16 protein-coding genes are annotated in these 15,749 nt (G+C 70.5%); 6 read left to right on the top strand and 10 right to left on the bottom strand.

Translation table 11 applies throughout. The features are described 5' to 3' along the window. Window positions 1–224: 224 nt before the first annotated feature. Window positions 225–1,007: an exodeoxyribonuclease III gene (locus ACTHL4_RS07505; RefSeq protein ID WP_440282124.1), complete on the bottom strand. Its 783-nt coding sequence runs from the start codon at window positions 1,005–1,007 to the stop codon at window positions 225–227. Between the two features lie 51 nt (window positions 1,008–1,058). Here ACTHL4_RS07505 and ACTHL4_RS07510 point away from each other — a divergent pair, with 51 nt between their 5' ends. Together ACTHL4_RS07510 and ACTHL4_RS07515 are read left to right on the top strand one after the other, a co-directional pair. Beyond that, entirely contained in the window at window positions 1,059–2,414 is a 1,356-nt protein-coding gene (locus tag ACTHL4_RS07510) for a serine hydrolase domain-containing protein (protein WP_440282125.1), read from the top strand. 18 nt (window positions 2,415–2,432) lie between these two features. Then, on the top strand, window positions 2,433–3,089 hold the full coding sequence (locus tag ACTHL4_RS07515) for a DedA family protein (RefSeq protein ID WP_440282126.1): 657 nt from the start codon (window positions 2,433–2,435) through the stop codon (window positions 3,087–3,089). Window positions 3,090–3,125: 36 nt separating this feature from the next. Here the strand turns inward: ACTHL4_RS07515 and ACTHL4_RS07520 are convergent, their stop codons facing one another. Both ACTHL4_RS07520 and ACTHL4_RS07525 read right to left on the bottom strand, forming a co-directional pair. Beyond that, entirely contained in the window at window positions 3,126–3,788 is a 663-nt protein-coding gene (locus ACTHL4_RS07520; RefSeq protein WP_440282127.1) for a LuxR C-terminal-related transcriptional regulator, read from the bottom strand. After that, window positions 3,788–5,062 (bottom strand): ATP-binding protein, encoded by a 1,275-nt coding sequence (locus ACTHL4_RS07525; protein WP_440282128.1) that lies wholly within the window; start codon window positions 5,060–5,062, stop codon window positions 3,788–3,790. The genes ACTHL4_RS07520 and ACTHL4_RS07525 overlap by 1 nt, the downstream gene beginning before the upstream one ends. 125 nt (window positions 5,063–5,187) lie before the next feature. Here ACTHL4_RS07525 and ACTHL4_RS07530 point away from each other — a divergent pair, with 125 nt between their 5' ends. Continuing rightward, a complete protein-coding gene (locus ACTHL4_RS07530; protein ID WP_440282129.1) occupies window positions 5,188–6,558 on the top strand; it encodes a PspC domain-containing protein in 1,371 nt (456 codons plus the stop codon). 4 nt (window positions 6,559–6,562) lie between these two features. Further along, window positions 6,563–6,979, top strand: coding sequence for a hypothetical protein (locus tag ACTHL4_RS07535; RefSeq protein WP_440282130.1), 417 nt, complete (start codon window positions 6,563–6,565; stop codon window positions 6,977–6,979). An 18-nt stretch (window positions 6,980–6,997) separates the two neighbouring features. On the opposite strand, the gene ACTHL4_RS07540 is transcribed toward ACTHL4_RS07535, so the two are convergent. Then, entirely contained in the window at window positions 6,998–8,140 is a 1,143-nt protein-coding gene (locus ACTHL4_RS07540; RefSeq protein ID WP_440282131.1) for a glycosyltransferase family 4 protein, read from the bottom strand. A gap of 69 nt (window positions 8,141–8,209) precedes the next feature. Between ACTHL4_RS07540 and ACTHL4_RS07545 the strand changes: the two genes are divergently transcribed. Then, entirely contained in the window at window positions 8,210–9,013 is an 804-nt protein-coding gene (locus ACTHL4_RS07545; protein WP_440282132.1) for a PIG-L deacetylase family protein, read from the top strand. Next, on the top strand, window positions 9,010–10,161 hold the full coding sequence (locus ACTHL4_RS07550) for a lysylphosphatidylglycerol synthase transmembrane domain-containing protein (RefSeq protein WP_440282133.1): 1,152 nt from the start codon (window positions 9,010–9,012) through the stop codon (window positions 10,159–10,161). The genes ACTHL4_RS07545 and ACTHL4_RS07550 overlap by 4 nt, the downstream gene beginning before the upstream one ends. 24 nt (window positions 10,162–10,185) lie before the next feature. On the opposite strand, the gene ACTHL4_RS07555 is transcribed toward ACTHL4_RS07550, so the two are convergent. The 6 genes from ACTHL4_RS07555 to ACTHL4_RS07580 form a co-directional block, all read right to left on the bottom strand. After that, complete coding sequence (locus ACTHL4_RS07555) at window positions 10,186–11,058, bottom strand: phosphatase PAP2 family protein (protein ID WP_440282134.1); 873 nt, start codon at window positions 11,056–11,058, stop codon at window positions 10,186–10,188. A 71-nt stretch (window positions 11,059–11,129) separates the two neighbouring features. After that, window positions 11,130–12,707, bottom strand: coding sequence for a glutamine-hydrolyzing GMP synthase (gene guaA / locus ACTHL4_RS07560; RefSeq protein ID WP_440282135.1), 1,578 nt, complete (start codon window positions 12,705–12,707; stop codon window positions 11,130–11,132). A 34-nt stretch (window positions 12,708–12,741) separates the two neighbouring features. Beyond that, window positions 12,742–13,116 (bottom strand): DUF3817 domain-containing protein, encoded by a 375-nt coding sequence (locus ACTHL4_RS07565; protein ID WP_440282136.1) that lies wholly within the window; start codon window positions 13,114–13,116, stop codon window positions 12,742–12,744. Further along, the gene (locus tag ACTHL4_RS07570; protein ID WP_440282137.1) at window positions 13,109–13,906 is read right to left on the bottom strand and encodes an SURF1 family protein; all 798 of its coding nucleotides are present in this window, start codon (window positions 13,904–13,906) and stop codon (window positions 13,109–13,111) included. Before ACTHL4_RS07570 ends, ACTHL4_RS07565 begins: the two co-directional genes overlap by 8 nt. 117 nt (window positions 13,907–14,023) lie before the next feature. Next, window positions 14,024–15,508 carry a GMC oxidoreductase gene (locus ACTHL4_RS07575; RefSeq protein WP_440282138.1) on the bottom strand — a complete coding sequence of 495 codons (1,485 nt, stop codon included), beginning with the start codon at window positions 15,506–15,508 and terminating at the stop codon, window positions 14,024–14,026. 72 nt (window positions 15,509–15,580) lie between these two features. Further along, window positions 15,581–15,724: an FAD-dependent oxidoreductase gene (locus tag ACTHL4_RS07580; protein WP_440282139.1), complete on the bottom strand. Its 144-nt coding sequence runs from the start codon at window positions 15,722–15,724 to the stop codon at window positions 15,581–15,583. Window positions 15,725–15,749 lie beyond the last annotated feature (25 nt).

Here is a 15,749-nt window from a genome sequence, read left to right on the forward strand (position 1 = left end):
CCCAGGAATAGGTCGTCGCCCCCATCACGAGGGCACCGACGCTGTCGATGTAGTCCGGGATCGCCGAGTCGTTCTCGACGGTGGGCACGTCGAACAGCCACTGCAGCGAGTTGTCCGAGTCGGCGATGAAGCCGTTGATGGTGCAGGCCGTGAAGTATGAGAACTCGGTCATCCGAGCACGGTAGTCGCGGACACCGACACTCAGTCCCGACATTCGTGGGCGATCAGCGGTGATCGACGACCACGGCCGCGTGGTCGCTCCATCTGTCGGCGTATGACGCCGCACGGCCGATCAGGTGCCGATCGACCCGTGCGGCCAAGGACGGCGAGTCCAGGACGTAGTCGATGCGCCAGCCACTGTCGTTGTCGAACGCCTTCCCGCGCCACGACCACCACGTGTAGGGGCCGTCGATGTCGCCGGAGCGCTGCCGCACGACATCGACCCAGCCCGACTCGAACCACGCGGTCAGGTGTTTCTGTTCCTCCGGCAGGAATCCCGACTTGCCGCGATTTCCCTTCCAGTTCTTCAGATCTCGGACTGTGTGACAGATGTTGAAGTCCCCGGTGATGACCGTGTCCCCGTCGAGCAGCTGCGTCATACGAGCGCCCATCGCCTCGAGGAACGCGAACTTGTCGTCCTGCTTCGCGGTGCCCGTCTCGCCGGTGTGGACGTAGGCCGACACGACCGTCACCGCCTGCCCGTCGATGTCGAGCGTCGCCTCCAGCCACCGGCCGTCCTCCTCGAATCCCGGCAGGCCGACCTCGTGCCCGTCGATGGCGTGCTTGCTCAACACGGCCACCCCGGCTCGACCGGCGGCAGCCGCGGGGGCGTGCACGACGTTCCACGACTCGAAGGCAGACCCGGCCAGCGCTGCGGCCAATTGCGCATCCGACGCCCGAACCTCCTGCAACGCCAGCACATCCGGCTCTTGCGCAGCCAGCCAGGCGAGACCGCCGCGGCGGACTGTGGCTCGGATCCCGTTGACGTTCGCTGAGACAACACGCACGGCACCGACTCTCTCACCTCGGCTTCCGGAACGATCTGCCAGGATCGGCGTATGACGCTCGACCCGGCCCTCACGCACCTGCTCGACACCCGCCTGGCCGATGCGCAGCGCTCCAGCCGCGCGCCCTCGGCAACCGCCGCCCTCATCGGGGACGGCGAGGTCGTCTGGTCCGGTGCCGCGGGTCGCACGAATGGTCGCCCGCACGGCGAACCCGCAACAACAGCAACGCAATACCGCATCGGATCGATCACCAAGACCTTCACCGCGGTGCTCGTCCTGCGCCTGGTCGACGACGGTCTGGCCGGGCTGACCGACTCCGTCGCACAGCATCTGCCCGAGTTGGCCGACCGACTGCCCGGAGCGCGTGTCAGCGAACTCCTCACGCACGGCGCCGGTCTGCCCGCCGAGACCGAAGGCGCCTGGTGGGAGCGCAGCCACGGACGCAGCTGGGGAGAGTTGCAGTCGAGCATCCGGCCCATCCATCGCCCCGGACGCCGATTCCACTACAGCAACGTCGGATTCGCCGTCGCCGGCGAACTCGTCGCCCGCCTCCGGAGCAGCACGTGGTGGGACCGCCTCGAGCAGGAGGTGCTGCAGCCGCTCGGCCTGCGGGAGACCACCTACGCCCCGACGCACGCCGCCGCACCCGGCCTCGCCGTCCACCCGTATGCCGACCTCCTCCACGACGAACCCGCCACCGACACCCTCGCCATGGCACCCGCCGGGCAGCTGTGGTCGACCGTGCACGATCTCGCCGCCTTCGCGAAATTCCTGGCGTATGGCGACGAGCGTGTCCTGTCCGACGACCTGCGACGGGAGATGCAGATCCCGGCGCTGATCAACGACGACCCCGGCTCGGCATACACCCGGGCCTACGGCTTCGGCCTCGACATCATCAACGCCGACGGACAACGCTTCATCGGCCACGGCGGATCGATGCCCGGTCACCAGTCCTCCCTGAAGATCGACCCGGAGACCGGGGACGGCGTCGTGCAGCTGGTCAACAGCACCGCCGGACTCGACCTCGACGGCATCGCACTGCTCCGCCAGCTGCGCACGCACGTCCCGCGCACGTCACCGGAGTGGACCGCGGACGTCGCACCGTCGGACGTGCTCGACATCGTCGGCACGTGGTTCTGGGGTCCGCGACCGCACCTGCTCACCCGCGAGGACGGCGGCCGGCTGCGGCTGCGTCCGGTCCACGGCGGACGCGGCTCGCGCTTCACGCCGGGCGGACCCGACACCTGGACCGGCCTGGACGAGTACTTCGCCGGCGAGCGCCTCACCGTCCGGCGGGACCCGCGCGGCGCAGCCACGCACCTCGACCTCGGCAGCTTCCGCTTCACCCGCACGCCGTACGATCCTGGCGGGGACATCCCCGGCGGCGTCGGAACAGGCTGGCGTTGACCGACGTTAGGTAACTCGATGGATCACTGGCTGACGACGATCCCGCCTCTTGCGGTCTACCTGATCGCCGGCCTCGCGGTCGGTATCGAGAGCCTCGGTGTGCCGATTCCCGGTGAGACCATCCTGGTCGCCGCGGCGATCCTGTCCTCGCGCCACGAGGTCTCGGTCAGCCCGCACGGCATCGCCATCGCCGCAGTGCTCGGTGCCGTCATCGGCGACAGCATCGGTTACGCCATCGGCCGCCGCTACGGCCAGCGGCTCTTCGGCTACCTCGAGCGCCGGTTCCCGCACCACTTCAGCCGCGACCTGGTCGACTACGCCGAGCACGTCTTCCAGCGGTGGGGCATGCTCGCGGTCTTCGTCGGCCGGTTCATCGCCCTGCTGCGCATCTTCGCCGGCCCGTTGTCCGGTTCGCTCAAGATGCACTACCCCCGCTTCCTGCTGGCCAACGCCAGCGGCGCCATCTGCTGGGCGGGCGGCACGACCTACTTGGTCTACTACGTCGGCAAGGCCGCCGAGCAATACCTGAAGAACTTCTCGTATGTCGGCCTCGGTGTCGCCGTCGTCATCGGCCTGCTCGCCTCCACGGTGCTGCGCCGCAAACTGGAGCGCAACGTGAAGATCTTCGCCGAGCAGCGCGCACAGGCCGAGACACAGCAACAGCCGACCGACTGAGCCTGTCGCGCGGGGTGCGGGAGCATCCCCGGTCCGTCACAGCAGGCGACGCGCCATGGCCCACGACGTCAGCTCGTGCCGCGACGACAGCTGCAGCTTGCGCAGCACCGACGAGACGTGTGTCTCCACGGTCTTCACCGAGATGAACAGCTCCTTGGCGACCTCCTTGTACTGGTAGCCGCGTGCGATCAACCGCATCACCTCGCGTTCGCGGGCGGACAGCCGGTCCAGTTCCTCATCGACCTCGGCGATCTCGCCGGCGGTCGCGCCGAACGCGTCCAGCACGAAGCCGGCCAGCCGCGGGCTGAAGACGGCATCGCCGTCCTTGACCCGGTGGATCGCCGAGATCAGGTCGGTCGGGCTGATCGTCTTGGTGACGTAACCACGCGCACCGGCCCGGATGACCGAGATGACGTCGTCGGCGGCGTCGGACACCGACAGGGCGAGGAACCGCACCGGTTCGCCGCTCTCGGTCTGCAACCCGGGACACCCGGCGACGACGTCCGCGCCGCCGTTGCCGTTGCCCCCGGGCAGATGCACGTCCAGCAGCACGACGTCGGGCCGTGCCTGCCGGATCACGGCGATCGCGGCGTCGACGTCCGGTGCCTCACCGACGACGGTGACCGAGTCGTCGAGTTCGGCCTTCACCCCGGACCGGAACATCCGGTGATCGTCCACCAACACCACACGTGCCGTCATCACTGCCCCTCCACCTGCTCGTCCCGTCTCTGTTCATCGGCCGTGGCGGCGTCCGCCAGCGGCATACGCAACCGCACCTCGGTGCCGTCCTCCAGCCGGCGCACCTGCGCCTCGCCGCCGTGCCGGTCCATTCGCCCGATGATCGACTCGCGGACGCCCAGCCGGTCCTCGGGCACGTCCGCGGGGTCGAAGCCGGGCCCATGGTCGCGGACGAAGGCCTCCGCGTGGGCCGGGCCGACCTCCAGGTAGACCGACACCGGAGGTTCACCGTGTCGCACCGCGTTGGCCAGCGCCTCCCGCAGCGCGCGCACCAGCGCGGCGCCGGCTTCGTCCATCGGCCGGTCCCCGGTCACCACCACGTCCACCGGTATGCCGTGCAGTGTCTCGATCTCGCCGGCGGCGTCGGTCACCGCGGTGGCCAGTGTGCTGCCCGGCTGGTCCTGCTCGGCATACAGCCAGCTGCGCAGTTCGCGTTCCTGTGCGCGTGCGAGCAACTGCACCGCCTTCGGGTCGTCGGCGCGCCGCTGGATCAGCGCGAGGGTCTGCAGCACCGAGTCGTGCAGGTGCGCGGCGATGTCGGCCTTCTCGGTCGCCCGGATGCGCTCGGTCTGCTCCTTGCGCAACGTGTCGAAGAAGCGTGCGATGAACGGCGCGCCGAGGATGCCCGCTCCGAGCAGCACCACGACGACCCCGACCGCCACGTCGCGCAGCCGGGTCAGCCCGCCGCCCTGGGACAGCAACAGGATGAGGCCGGTCAACGCCAGCACGATGCCGATCACCGTGCGGATGCGGGTCTCCCGGCGGTCCCCGGTGCTGATCCACTGACGACGTTCGGCGCTGCCCAGCCGTGACCAGGCCAGCACCAGACCGACGCCGATCACCAGCAGCGGGATGGTCAGCGACAGCCGCGCCGCCGAGGTGATCGCGCTGATCGCGGCGATGCAGCCGACCGCCAGCACCGGCAGTCCGATCACGAGCAGCCGCCGCATCGAGATGCGCCCCTGACCGGTCCGCCCGGTCTGCGCACCGGCGGCCCGCTCGAAGGGCGTCACCAGCGCGGGCCGGTCCGACTCCGGCATCGTCAACCAGAGGAACACGTAGACCGGGATCCCGAAGAGGAAAACCAGGGACACACCGGTCATCGCCCGCAACGTCACCAGCGGGATCCCGAGGTGGGTGCTGACGCCGGCGCACACACCCGCCACCCACCGGCCCTCGCGGGGTCGGGTCAGCGGCGGGCGGGGCACCGCATCGCTCCGGACTGTCTGGCTCACACCCCAAGTCTGGCCCACCACGGGCCATGCTCCGAGCCATCCGAGCAGCTTTCGGGGACGGCTCAGGGGACCGTCAGGGTCGACCCGCATGGCGAGCACCCGCCAGGACAGCCATCGTGGTCGGTATGACGTACCAGACCTCCCCGGGCCACCCGCCCCGTGCCCCACAGCACGGCGACGCCCTCGACCGGCTCTTCGCCGCCGCTCGTGGCATCGGCGTCGTGCGCGGCACCGAGGACAAATGGTTCGGCGGCGTGTGCGCCGGGCTGGCGCGCCGCTGGAATGTCGACCCGCTGATCGTGCGGGCGTTGTTCCTGCTCGCGACGGTGCTCTTCGGCATCGGCGTGCCGGCATACTTCGCGGCCTGGACGCTGCTGCCCGACGAGGCCGGCGAGATCGTCGTGGAGAAGGCGGTCCGGCAGGGGCACGTGTCCTCGATCGTCCTGTGCGTGGTGGCGGCGGTCGCTTCGTTCGGCGGCTTCGGGGTGTTCTGGTCGATCGGCTCGGGGTGGGGCGTGTTCGGCCAGGCGGCCGGCCTGGCCTTCCTCGCCTGGGCCTTCCTGGCCTGGAACGGCCACGGTCCGGGCGCGCGCCGCCCGGAGGAGACGACCCAGGAGTGGGGCGACCGACTGGGCGACCGGATGCGCGGCAGCGCCCCCACGACCGACCGGCCGGCCGCGGCGGCCCCTGACCGGCCGGACCCGCCGCAGAGCGTCGGCAACCGCGCCGCGGCAGCCGGGGCCGCGGCCCGCGAGGGTGGCATCGACCTGGCCAAGGACGGCCCCTACCGCACGCCCGACGGCTACCCGTACGGGCCGTTCGGGCCGGCGGCTCCGGCCGTGCCGGTCCGGGTCAAGCGCCGCCGGTTCGGCGCTGCCCTCACCTTCGCAATCCTCGGAATCTCGGTGCTGGCCGGCGCTTTCACGGCGTTGGTGCTGGCCGGCACCTCCCGCGGCGACAGTGCCCTGCAGGTGGGCCTGGCCGCCGGAGCCGCCGCCGCGGCGCTCGCGCTGGTCATCGGGGGACTGGCGGGACGTCGCGGCGGTGTGCTCGGCCCGTTGGCGACCCTCGCGGTGCTCGGCGCACTGCTGCTGTCGGTCGCGGCACCGAAGGGTATGCCGTGGACCGGTGCGATCGGGGACGAGTCGTGGCGCCCCACCGCCGTGACCGCGGGCGACCAGCACAACTTCACCATGCGGGTCGGCGACGGCGAGCTGGACCTGAGCGGGTTGAGCACGACGGACCTGCCGCAACGGACCGCGCTGCACGCCCGGGTGAACGTCGGCCGGCTGACCATCACCGTCCCGCGGGACGTGACGGTGCACGTGCACGGCCACGCGCATCTGGGCGAGATCGAGGTGCTCGACGGCGACACCCGGATCAGCGGTCATGGCGGCTTCGACACCCGCCGCACCGTGTCCGTCGGCAGCGGCCCGAAGGTGATCGACCTGTCGGCGGAGGTCGGCGTCGGCGACCTGACCATCAAGGAGAAGTGACCTCATGAGCGAGCGACCCGGAGCGGCCGGCGGTGAGCAGTTCCCACCGCGTGAGCACCCGACCCAGCAGTTGCCGACCTACCGGTCCGCGACCGGCTATCCGCAGCAGAAGTCGTTCCCGGGCACCGGCGAACTGCCGGTGTTCGGTGGCCCGGTCACCGGCCGCCCGGTCGACGGTGCACCCGACGTGCTGCGGCCGCGGGGTCCCCACCTGCCGACGGTGCTGCGCGGCATCGTCGTGCTGGTGCTGGCCACCATCGTCGTCGTATGGCGTCTGGCCGATCATCCGGATTGGGCCGTCGTCGGCATCAGTGTCGGCTTCACCGCGGGCGTGTTCTTCCTGTTCGCCGCCGTCGCGACGCTGCTGGTGCATCGTTCGCACCGGGAACGCGAGTTCGATCGCGTGCTCTCGGACCGCTGAGGTCCCGTGCTCATGCGTTCAGTGGTCCGGCGACCGGGCACTCGCCCCGCCTTCGGCGGCCAGCAGGATCGCCCGCTCGTATTCCGCGAGCACCGTCGTCAACACGTCGCCCCATCCCAGGGCCGGCCGCTCACTGCGGCTGTATGACGAGAGATGTTGCAGCAGAGGCGGACTCGATGCCAGTCGGGCCAACGCGGCCGCGAACTCCCGGTCGTCACCCGCGACCAGACCGGTCCACTCGTGTTCGACCAGCGACGACACCGCACTCTCGGCCCGGGTCACCACCGGCAGGCCGCAGCACCGGGCCTCCGCCGCCGCGATCCCGAACGCTTCCAGCACGGTCGGCGCGGCATACACGTCCGCGCAGCGGTAGAGCCCACGCAACGCGGTCGGCTCGAGACGGCCGGGCAGCCTGCACCACTGCGGCCGCCGTGCCTCGAGGCGGCGTCGCAGCGGTCCATCGCCGGCGACGGTCAGACCGATGTCCTGTCCGGAGTCGGCGCGAGCCTGCTCGACGAGATCGACCAGTTGTTGCGGCCGTTTGCGCGCCGTCAGCCGCATCGCACTGACGACGTGCAGCCCACCGGCACGATGCTCGCCGCGATCACGTCCGATCGGATCACCCACGCTCCAGAACGACGTGTCGATCCCGTTGGGAACCACTGCGACCGGCGCCTTCGCGGTTCGCTGCACCGGTGCTGCCGCCACGGCCGAGACCGCCGACAGGGCGACGCCCCGGCGGGCCCAGCGAGCGGTGTGTCCGAGGGCGCGCATCATCGGCTCGGACCGGCCGGTGACGCTGTGCCAGGTGGCCGCGACCGGGAGGCCGTCGGCCAGCGCGACCTGCACACCGTCGGTCGCGAACGGACTGAGCACCCCCAGGTGCGCGTGTGCGACGTCGAATCCACCGCTGCGCAAGGCTGCACGCAGCGCCCGCCGAGCGATCGGATTGATCAACAGGCCGCCGGGCAGCTCCCGCCGCAGACCGAGCCGGTGCACCGGGAACCCATCGGCCGGGCCCCGGCCGGCCGGCTCGGGGGTGATGGTGAAGACCTCCACAGCGTGACCCGCACCGGCCAGCGCGCGGGCCAGGCCGTGCACCTGCGTCTCGATGCCGCCGAGCCTCGGCGGGTAGCAGTCCGACAGCAGTGCGACCTTCATCGGATCCAGCGTGCCACGCGGGGATATCCGCTGGGCGGCGCCCGGCGTCATACGGAAGGATGGAGCCCGATGTCCCGCACTCTGGTGGCGTTCCACGCACACCCCGATGACGAAGCGCTGCTGACGGCCGGCACCCTGGCCAAGTCGGCCGCTGCCGGGCACCGTGTCGTCCTGGTGGTCGCCACGGACGGTGCACTGGGCCTGACGTCGGAGGACTTCCGCGCCGAGCTGGGCGCCCGCCGGCTGCACGAGCTGCAGCGCAGCGCGGCCGCCATGGGCGTCGCGCGCGTCATACATCTGGGGTATGCCGACTCCGGCATGGTCGGCGAGGTGCCACCCGATCCACCCGGCGGCCGCCGGTTCGTGCGGGCCACCGGCGCGGCCGCTCTGCTGGCCGGCATCCTGCGGGAGGAGGGGGCCGACGTGCTGATGTCGTATGACGCCGCGGGCGGCTACGGCCATCGCGACCACCGCAAGGTGCACGAGGTCGGCGCCGAGGCCGCCCGCCTGGCCAACACCCCGCGGGTCGTCGAGGCGACCGCACCGCGGGAGGTGCTGGCCCGCGCCGTCCGGCTCCTCTCCCGGCTGCGCACACTGCCCGGTGACTTCGACCCGCAGGTCTACGAGCGCGCGTTCACACCACGCGACCGGATCACCCACCGCATCGACGTGCGGGGTCACATCCCGGCCAAGCGAGCGGCGATGCGGGCACACGCGTCACAGGCCGCGGCGGACGACGGCGCCGACCGGACCCTCGGGCAGTTCCTCCGTGTCCCCCGGCCAATTTATGATGTTGTCTTCGGACGGGAATGGTTTCGCGATCCAGCGCATTCCGGCCCGGTCAGCGACGACATCTTTGCGGGGTTGGCATGAGGAGCTCGAGGCGAACGGCCACGGCCGCAAGCGCCGACGAGCACGCCGTCGCCCTCGACGACATCGTCGCCGGCAACCAGCCCTCCGACGACGACGGCGACCCGCCCGCCATGCCGAAGTTCAGCTGGCGGCTGGTCGTCCACGCCGTGCTCGGTATGGCGCTCGCCGCCGTGATGATCGCCGCGCTCCCCTGGTTCACCAAGACGACCTGGGGCGAGATCGGCCATCACCTAGGCCTGGTCGGACCCAAGGCCAGCGCGGAGTGCATGGGCATCATGCTGCTCGGACTGGCCGTCTACACCTTCACCCTGTCGGCGGCGCTGCCCGGCCTGTCCCATCTCAAGGCGTCGATCATCAACGTCTCGGGGTCCGCTGTGAGCAACGTGCTGCCCGGCGGCGGCGCGGTCGGCATGGCCTCGACCTACATGATGCTGCGCTCCTGGGGTTTCGCCCGGCGCAACATCTCCACCGGTCTCATCGTCAGTGGCATCTGGAACGTCCTCTTCCGGGTCGGCCTGCCGCTGATCGGCATCGCCGCGGTGTCCAAGTCGACCGACACGCTGCCCTCGATCGTGCGCCGCGGCGCCTGGTGGGGAGGCGTCATCGGCCTGTTGTTGCTCATCGGGTTCGTCGTCGCGCTGATCCGCCCGGCCTGGACCGCGTGGCTGGGTGACCAGCTCGACGAGCGCATCGGTCCGCTGATCGCGCGGATGCGGCGCGGGGCCAACAAGGGCAAGCCGCTCAACATCAAGCACCTGCTGCTGGACCAGCGGGCGCGGATCAGCACCATCACCAAACACGGCTGGTTCCCGATGTCCTTCGGTGTCATCGGCCAGCTCGCGCTGTGGTTCCTGCTCTTCTGGCGGGTCATGGAGGCCGTCCACGTCGACCTGCCGGTCGCCGATCTCTTCGCGGCCTACGCGATCGGGCGGTTGATGACCGCCATCCCGTTCACGCCCGGCGGTCTCGGCTTCACCGAGGCCAGCACGGTGGTGATCCTGGTCTTCTGGGGCGCCAACCCGGCCGCCGCTGGCGCGGGCGTCGTGGTGTTCGCCATCTTCACGCACATCGCCGAGATCCCGATCGGCGCGCTCGGCTGGCTGGCGTGGTGGGCGATGCCGAAGGCCGGCGCGGCGGCCAAGGCCTAGCGGCGCAGCTGTCGGCCGTGCGGTTTAGGCGACGATGCGGTCGACGGCCTGCGACACCCAGCCGACGACGATCGCGAACATCGCGCCCAGCAGCCCGAGTGTGCAGAGCGCGAGCGGCAGGTCGTAGATGCCGAACCTGGGTCGCACCCCGATGAGCACGACCGCGAGCCCGGCCAGCAGCACGCCGAGCACCGAGGCCGCGGCCAGCCGCACCGGCCGGCGTCCGACCGGCACGCGGCGCTGCAGACCGCCGACGATCGCCAGCGCGACGGCCGCCCAGCCCAGGCAGACCATGCCGGCGGCCAGCACGTCGCCGGGACGGTGCCAGTGCGCCGACACAGTGCCCGCGCCCACGAAGGTCGCGACCAACGCGGCACCGGCCGTCACCAGTGGGCGCCACCGGTAGGACGCGACGATGACCGCCGCCAGCGCGAGGGACAAGCCCACGGTGGTGTGTCCGCTCGGCAGCGTGTTGGGCGGCGAAACCGATTGCAGCACCTGATATTTCAGCACCTGCGTGGTGATATTGGCGCCACCGATCAGGACGCCTGCCGAGATGGCGACCGCCCAGCGTCGTTGCAGCATCGCCACCACGACACACACCGCCAAGCACAGGGCGACACTGACATCGGTGACCAGGCCCAGCACGTCCAGGATCCGCCACCACGCCGCCGGAGTCGTGCCGAGCGAGAGCATCATCCGGTCGTCGAAGTGGAAGCCGCGCACCGAATGGATCGCATAGCGCACCACGACGAACAGGCCGAGGACGGCGCACCCGGCCATCACCAACGCGTGGACCCACGCGAGCCCGCGCAGCCGCCCGCGCGTGGGCCGCACGGTGTGCGGGCGCCCTTCCTGCACGGTGCTCATCGAGCCTCTCGGCCACGTGGTGGTCATCGCGTCATCGTCGCGGCCGCCCGTGTGTGGTCCCCGCGATCTTCTTGTGCGGCCGCTGTGTGCGGGCCCCGTTATTCCCACTCGATGGTGCCCGGCGGCTTGCTGGTCACGTCGAGCACCACCCGGTTGACGTCCGGCACCTCGTTGGTGATCCGACCCGAGATGCGCGCCAGCACCTCATACGGCAGGCGGGTCCAGTCGGCGGTCATGGCGTCCTCGGAGGAGACCGGGCGCAGCACGATCGGGTGACCGTAGGTGCGGCCGTCGCCCTGCACACCGACCGAGCGCACGTCGGCCAGCAGCACCACCGGGCACTGCCAGATCTCGCCGTCGAGTCCCGCCGCGGTCAGTTCCTCGCGAGCGATGAGGTCGGCGGCGCGCAGGATGTTCAGACGCTCACGGGTGACCTCGCCGACGATGCGGATACCGAGACCCGGGCCCGGGAAGGGCTGCCGCTGCACGATGCCGTCGGGAACGCCGAGCTCGGTGCCGACCTGGCGGACCTCGTCCTTGAAGAGCAGCCGCAACGGCTCCACCTGGGTGAACTGCAGGTCGTCGGGGAGCCCGCCGACGTTGTGGTGGCTCTTGATGTTCGCGGCACCGGTGCCGCCGCCGGACTCCACGACGTCCGGGTAGAGCGTGCCCTGCACGAGGAACTTCACCGGGTGCTCCTGATCACCGCGGTCGGTGACGATGTCGCGTGCTGCCTGCTCGAAGACACGGATGAATTCGCGGCCGATGATCTTGCGCTTCTGCTCCGGATCGCTCACGCCGGCAAGGGCATCCAGGAACTGGTCGGCCGCGTCGACGACCACCAGGTCGACGCCGGTCGCGTCGACGAAATCCTGCTTGACCTGCTCGGCCTCCCCGGCCCGCAACAGGCCGTGGTCGACGAAGACACAGGTGAGCTGGTCACCGATCGCCCGCTGCACGAGCGCACCGGCGACGGAGGAGTCGACGCCACCGGACAGGGCGCAGATGGCACGTGCGTCCCCCACCGTCGAGCGGACGTCGTCGACGAGCTCCTCCACCATCGCCTTCGGCGTCCAGTCCGCGGCCAGGCCGGCGCCGCGCAGCAGGAAGTTCTCCAGCACGCGCTGGCCGAAGGTGGAGTGCAGCACCTCCGGGTGCCACTGCACGCCGTACAACTTGCGCTCGTCGTCCTCGATCGCGGCGATGGCCGCACCCGGCGTGGTGGCGGTGACGCGCAGGCCTTCGGGCGCCTGTGACGCGGAATCGCCGTGGCTCATCCACACCGACTGCTCCGGCGGCTGGCCGTTGAAGAGCGTCGACGCGGTGTCCTCGATCTGCGCCTGGGTCGCGCCGTACTCGCGCAGCCCAGTGTGCTCGACCGTGCCGCCCAGGGCGTTCACCATCGCCTGGAAGCCGTAGCAGATGCCGAAGACCGGCACCCCCGCCTCGAGCAGTGTGGCGTCCAGCGACGGGGCGCCGTCGGCATACACCGAGGAAGGACCGCCGGAGAGCACGATGGCGGCCGGGTTCTTGGCCAGCATCTCCTGCGTGGGCATCGTGTGCGGCACGACCTCGCTGTAGAGGTGGGCCTCGCGGACCCGGCGCGCGATGAGCTGGGCGTATTGGGCGCCGAAATCGACGACGAGAACGGGCTTTTCGGTGAGCGGCGCTGTCACGTGCCCGATTCTATCGGCCGCCGGCGCCTGCGCCTCACGCGCCGGCGTCGGCCAGCAGTGCGCTGACGCCGGTGTTGACCTTGCGCTCCAGCCAGAAGGACAGCACCGGCACGAACGCGGTGCAGATGTAACCGCCCATGCGCAGCCACGTCCAGCGCAGTTTGGTGCCGAGATTGACGACGGACGCCATGAACGCCATGAAGAGCAGCCCGTGGATCGGCGACCACCACGCCAGCGCCTCGTTGTGGAAGCCGTAGTGCAGGATCAGCTCGACACACAGGATCAGCAGGGCGACACCGGCGATGACCGCCATCACCCGGAAGAACTTCAGCGCTCCGGCGACCTTGGCGAGGTCATCGGTCGGGCGCAGCTCGCCCGCCGCGGTGGTGAGGACCTGCGTCTCAGACATGGCTTCCTTCGCTCTCGTCAGTGGGTATGGCGGGGTGTCGCCCGGCATGATTGTCCGGCTCGGCCGGGCCGGCCCGTAGCTCGGGGTGCGCCTCACGACGCAACTCCCGGAAGTAGATGAAGACCGCGAACGCGGCGAAGCTCCACCACTGCAGCGCATATCCGGCGTTGACCAGGCTCAGACCGCCGCTTCCGGGCTGCGGCGGCGGGAAGGCCTGCACGCCCGGGGTATGGATCGCCGGTTGCTCGCCGGTCAGGAAGACGAAGCCGTTGTAGATGCTGCCGCCCCACCGGGTCAGCAACGCCGGGAGGTCCACCGTGGTCAGCTGACCGGCCGGCGAATCGCCGGAGGACGGCGCCTCGCCGGGTGCCAGGTCGCCGGTCACGGTGACGTGCTGCGCACCCGGAGCGCCCGCCTGGCCCGGCTCGGCGACGAACCCGCGCACGACTGCGATGCGGGCACCCGTGCCGTCGACCACGACCGGGGTGACGACCCAGAAGCCGTGGGTGCCGTGCAGCACGCGGCCGCTGACCAGCACCTGGCCGCCGGCGTCGTAGTGCCCCGAGAAGCGCACCGGCTGCAGGGACCCGTCCGCCGGGAACTGTTCGTGCGGGCGGAGTTCGGTGTTCAGCGCGACCACCGGACGGGCGCTCTCGTTGCCCATCGTCTTGGACCCGCGGTCCTGGGCGACACCCCACTGCCACAGTCCGGCCACGACGCACCCGCCGGCGAACAGGATCGCCAGCGCCAGCAGCCCCAGCATGCGGGGCCGGAACGCTGCACGAAACACGCCTGCAGGATACGTCCCGGACCTTGGTGCACGTCGGTCGCGTGGGCGAGCCGCCAAGGGCGAGTCCGTATCGAGACCACGTGTCGCAGCCCTCGATCTCGATATGCTCCTTCGTCGCTACTCGATCAGCGTGCTGCCGGGCACGTGGGCGGGAGGGGCGGCGACCCGCCGGTAGGGCGAGCCCTGCTCCGGCCGGGTGTCCGTCCCGCCCTTGGCCGGCCACATCGCGATGGCCCGCTCGCCCTGCGCGGTGATGGTGAGCGAGGGGTTCACGCCGAGGTTGGCGCTGACCGCGGAGCCGTCCACCACGTGCAGACCGGGGTAGTTCCAGACCCGGTGGTAGGGGTCGATCACGCCGTGGTCCTCGTCGGCGGAGATCGCCGCACCGCCGAGGAAGTGGGCCGTCATCGGCATACCGAAGAACTCCGGCCAGCACGCTCCCGCCACCACGTCGACCTTGCCCAGCTTCTTCAGCTGATCGGACATCGCACGAATTGCCTGATGGCCGGCAGGGATCCAGCGCGGGTTCGGCTCGCCATAGCCCTGCTCCGCGGTGAGACCGATCCGCCCGAAGCGGCGATGCGGCTTGACGGTGATCGAGTTGTCGATGCTCTGCATCACCAACGCGATGACGGTGCGCTCGCTCCATCTGGGCCCGAGCACCCGGGCCGCGCGCAGCGGGTTGCGGGCGAACTGGCCGAGCAGTTCGGCCGTGCGCCCCACGACACCCTTGTCGCCGTTGACCAGGAAGGTGGACATGAGGCCCATCAGGTTGGAGCCCTTGCCGTAGCGGACGTTCTCGATGTGGGTGCGCTCGTCGATGTGGAACGACGTGGTGATCGCCACTCCACGCGTCAGGTCCACGTCCTCGGGCACGCGGACCGCGGCCGCGCCACCGAGCTCCTCGGAATTGCTGCGGGTGAGCTCCCCGAGCTTGTCGGACAGCCGCGGCAACCGCCCGCTCACCTTCATCCGGTGCAGCAGCTTCTGGGTGCCCCAGGTCCCGGCCGCAACCACGACCTGCTCGGCGGTGACGGTGCGTCGGTCCTTGGCCACCCAGGCGCCGGTGCGCTCGGTGGTCACCCGGAAGCCACCGGCGATCGGCTCGACGTCGACGACGGTGCGCAACGGCTCGATGGTGACGCCGCGCCGTTCGGCGAGCGCCAGGTAATTCTTCATCAGGGTGTTCTTGGCACCCACCCGGCACCCGACCATGCAGTTGCCGCATTCGGTGCACCCGGTCCGCGCCGGACCCTCTCCACCGAAGAACGGGTCGGGCACCTTCCTGGCGGGCTCGCCGAAGAAGACACCGACCGGTGTCTTGCGGTATGTCGCCCCGACGCCCAGGGCGTCGGCCGTGTCCTTCATCAGCTGCTCGACCGGGCCGTGGCAGGGGTTCTCGTCGACGACGCCGAGCATCCGCCGGGCGACCTCGTAGTGCGGTGACAGCTCGTCGTCCCAGTCGGTGATGTCACTCCATTGCTGGTCGGCGAAGAACTGCGCCGGCGGCTTGTAGAGGGTGTTGGCGTAGTTGAGCGACCCGCCGCCCACACCCGCGCCGGCCAGGATCATCACGCCCGGCAACTGGTGATAACGCTGCACCCCGAAACACTTCAGCCGGGGCGCCCAGAGATATTTGCGCAGGTTCCACGAGGTCTTGGCGAACTCGTGGTCCTAGAAGCGGCGGCCGGACTCCACGACATGGACGTCATACCCCTTCTCGGCCAGCCGCAGTGCGGACACCGAGCCACCGAAGCCGGAGCCGATGACCAGCACGTCGTGGTCGAATCCGTGGTGCTGCAAGGTATTTTCGGTCATGCTCTCTGTCGCGCCTCTTCCCTCG

It is taken from the genome of Flexivirga sp. (assembly GCF_051955415.1).
GTDB lineage: Bacteria > Actinomycetota > Actinomycetes > Actinomycetales > Dermatophilaceae > Flexivirga.

Excerpts from the sequence above, each read along its gene's own strand:
- ACTHL4_RS07510 (WP_440282125.1), top strand. The coding sequence starts at position 1,059 with ATGACGCTCGACCCGGCCCTCACGCACCTGCTCGACACCCGCCTGGCC.
- ACTHL4_RS07515 (WP_440282126.1), top strand. The coding sequence starts at position 2,433 with ATGGATCACTGGCTGACGACGATCCCGCCTCTTGCGGTCTACCTGATC.
- ACTHL4_RS07520 (WP_440282127.1), bottom strand. The coding sequence starts at position 3,788 with ATGACGGCACGTGTGGTGTTGGTGGACGATCACCGGATGTTCCGGTCC.
- ACTHL4_RS07530 (WP_440282129.1), top strand. The coding sequence starts at position 5,188 with ATGACGTACCAGACCTCCCCGGGCCACCCGCCCCGTGCCCCACAGCAC.
- ACTHL4_RS07535 (WP_440282130.1), top strand. The coding sequence starts at position 6,563 with ATGAGCGAGCGACCCGGAGCGGCCGGCGGTGAGCAGTTCCCACCGCGT.
- ACTHL4_RS07540 (WP_440282131.1), bottom strand. The coding sequence starts at position 8,140 with ATGAAGGTCGCACTGCTGTCGGACTGCTACCCGCCGAGGCTCGGCGGC.
- ACTHL4_RS07545 (WP_440282132.1), top strand. The coding sequence starts at position 8,210 with ATGTCCCGCACTCTGGTGGCGTTCCACGCACACCCCGATGACGAAGCG.
- ACTHL4_RS07550 (WP_440282133.1), top strand. The coding sequence starts at position 9,010 with ATGAGGAGCTCGAGGCGAACGGCCACGGCCGCAAGCGCCGACGAGCAC.
- ACTHL4_RS07555 (WP_440282134.1), bottom strand. The coding sequence starts at position 11,058 with ATGACCACCACGTGGCCGAGAGGCTCGATGAGCACCGTGCAGGAAGGG.
- ACTHL4_RS07565 (WP_440282136.1), bottom strand. The coding sequence starts at position 13,116 with ATGTCTGAGACGCAGGTCCTCACCACCGCGGCGGGCGAGCTGCGCCCG.
- ACTHL4_RS07580 (WP_440282139.1), bottom strand. The coding sequence starts at position 15,724 with ATGACCGAAAATACCTTGCAGCACCACGGATTCGACCACGACGTGCTG.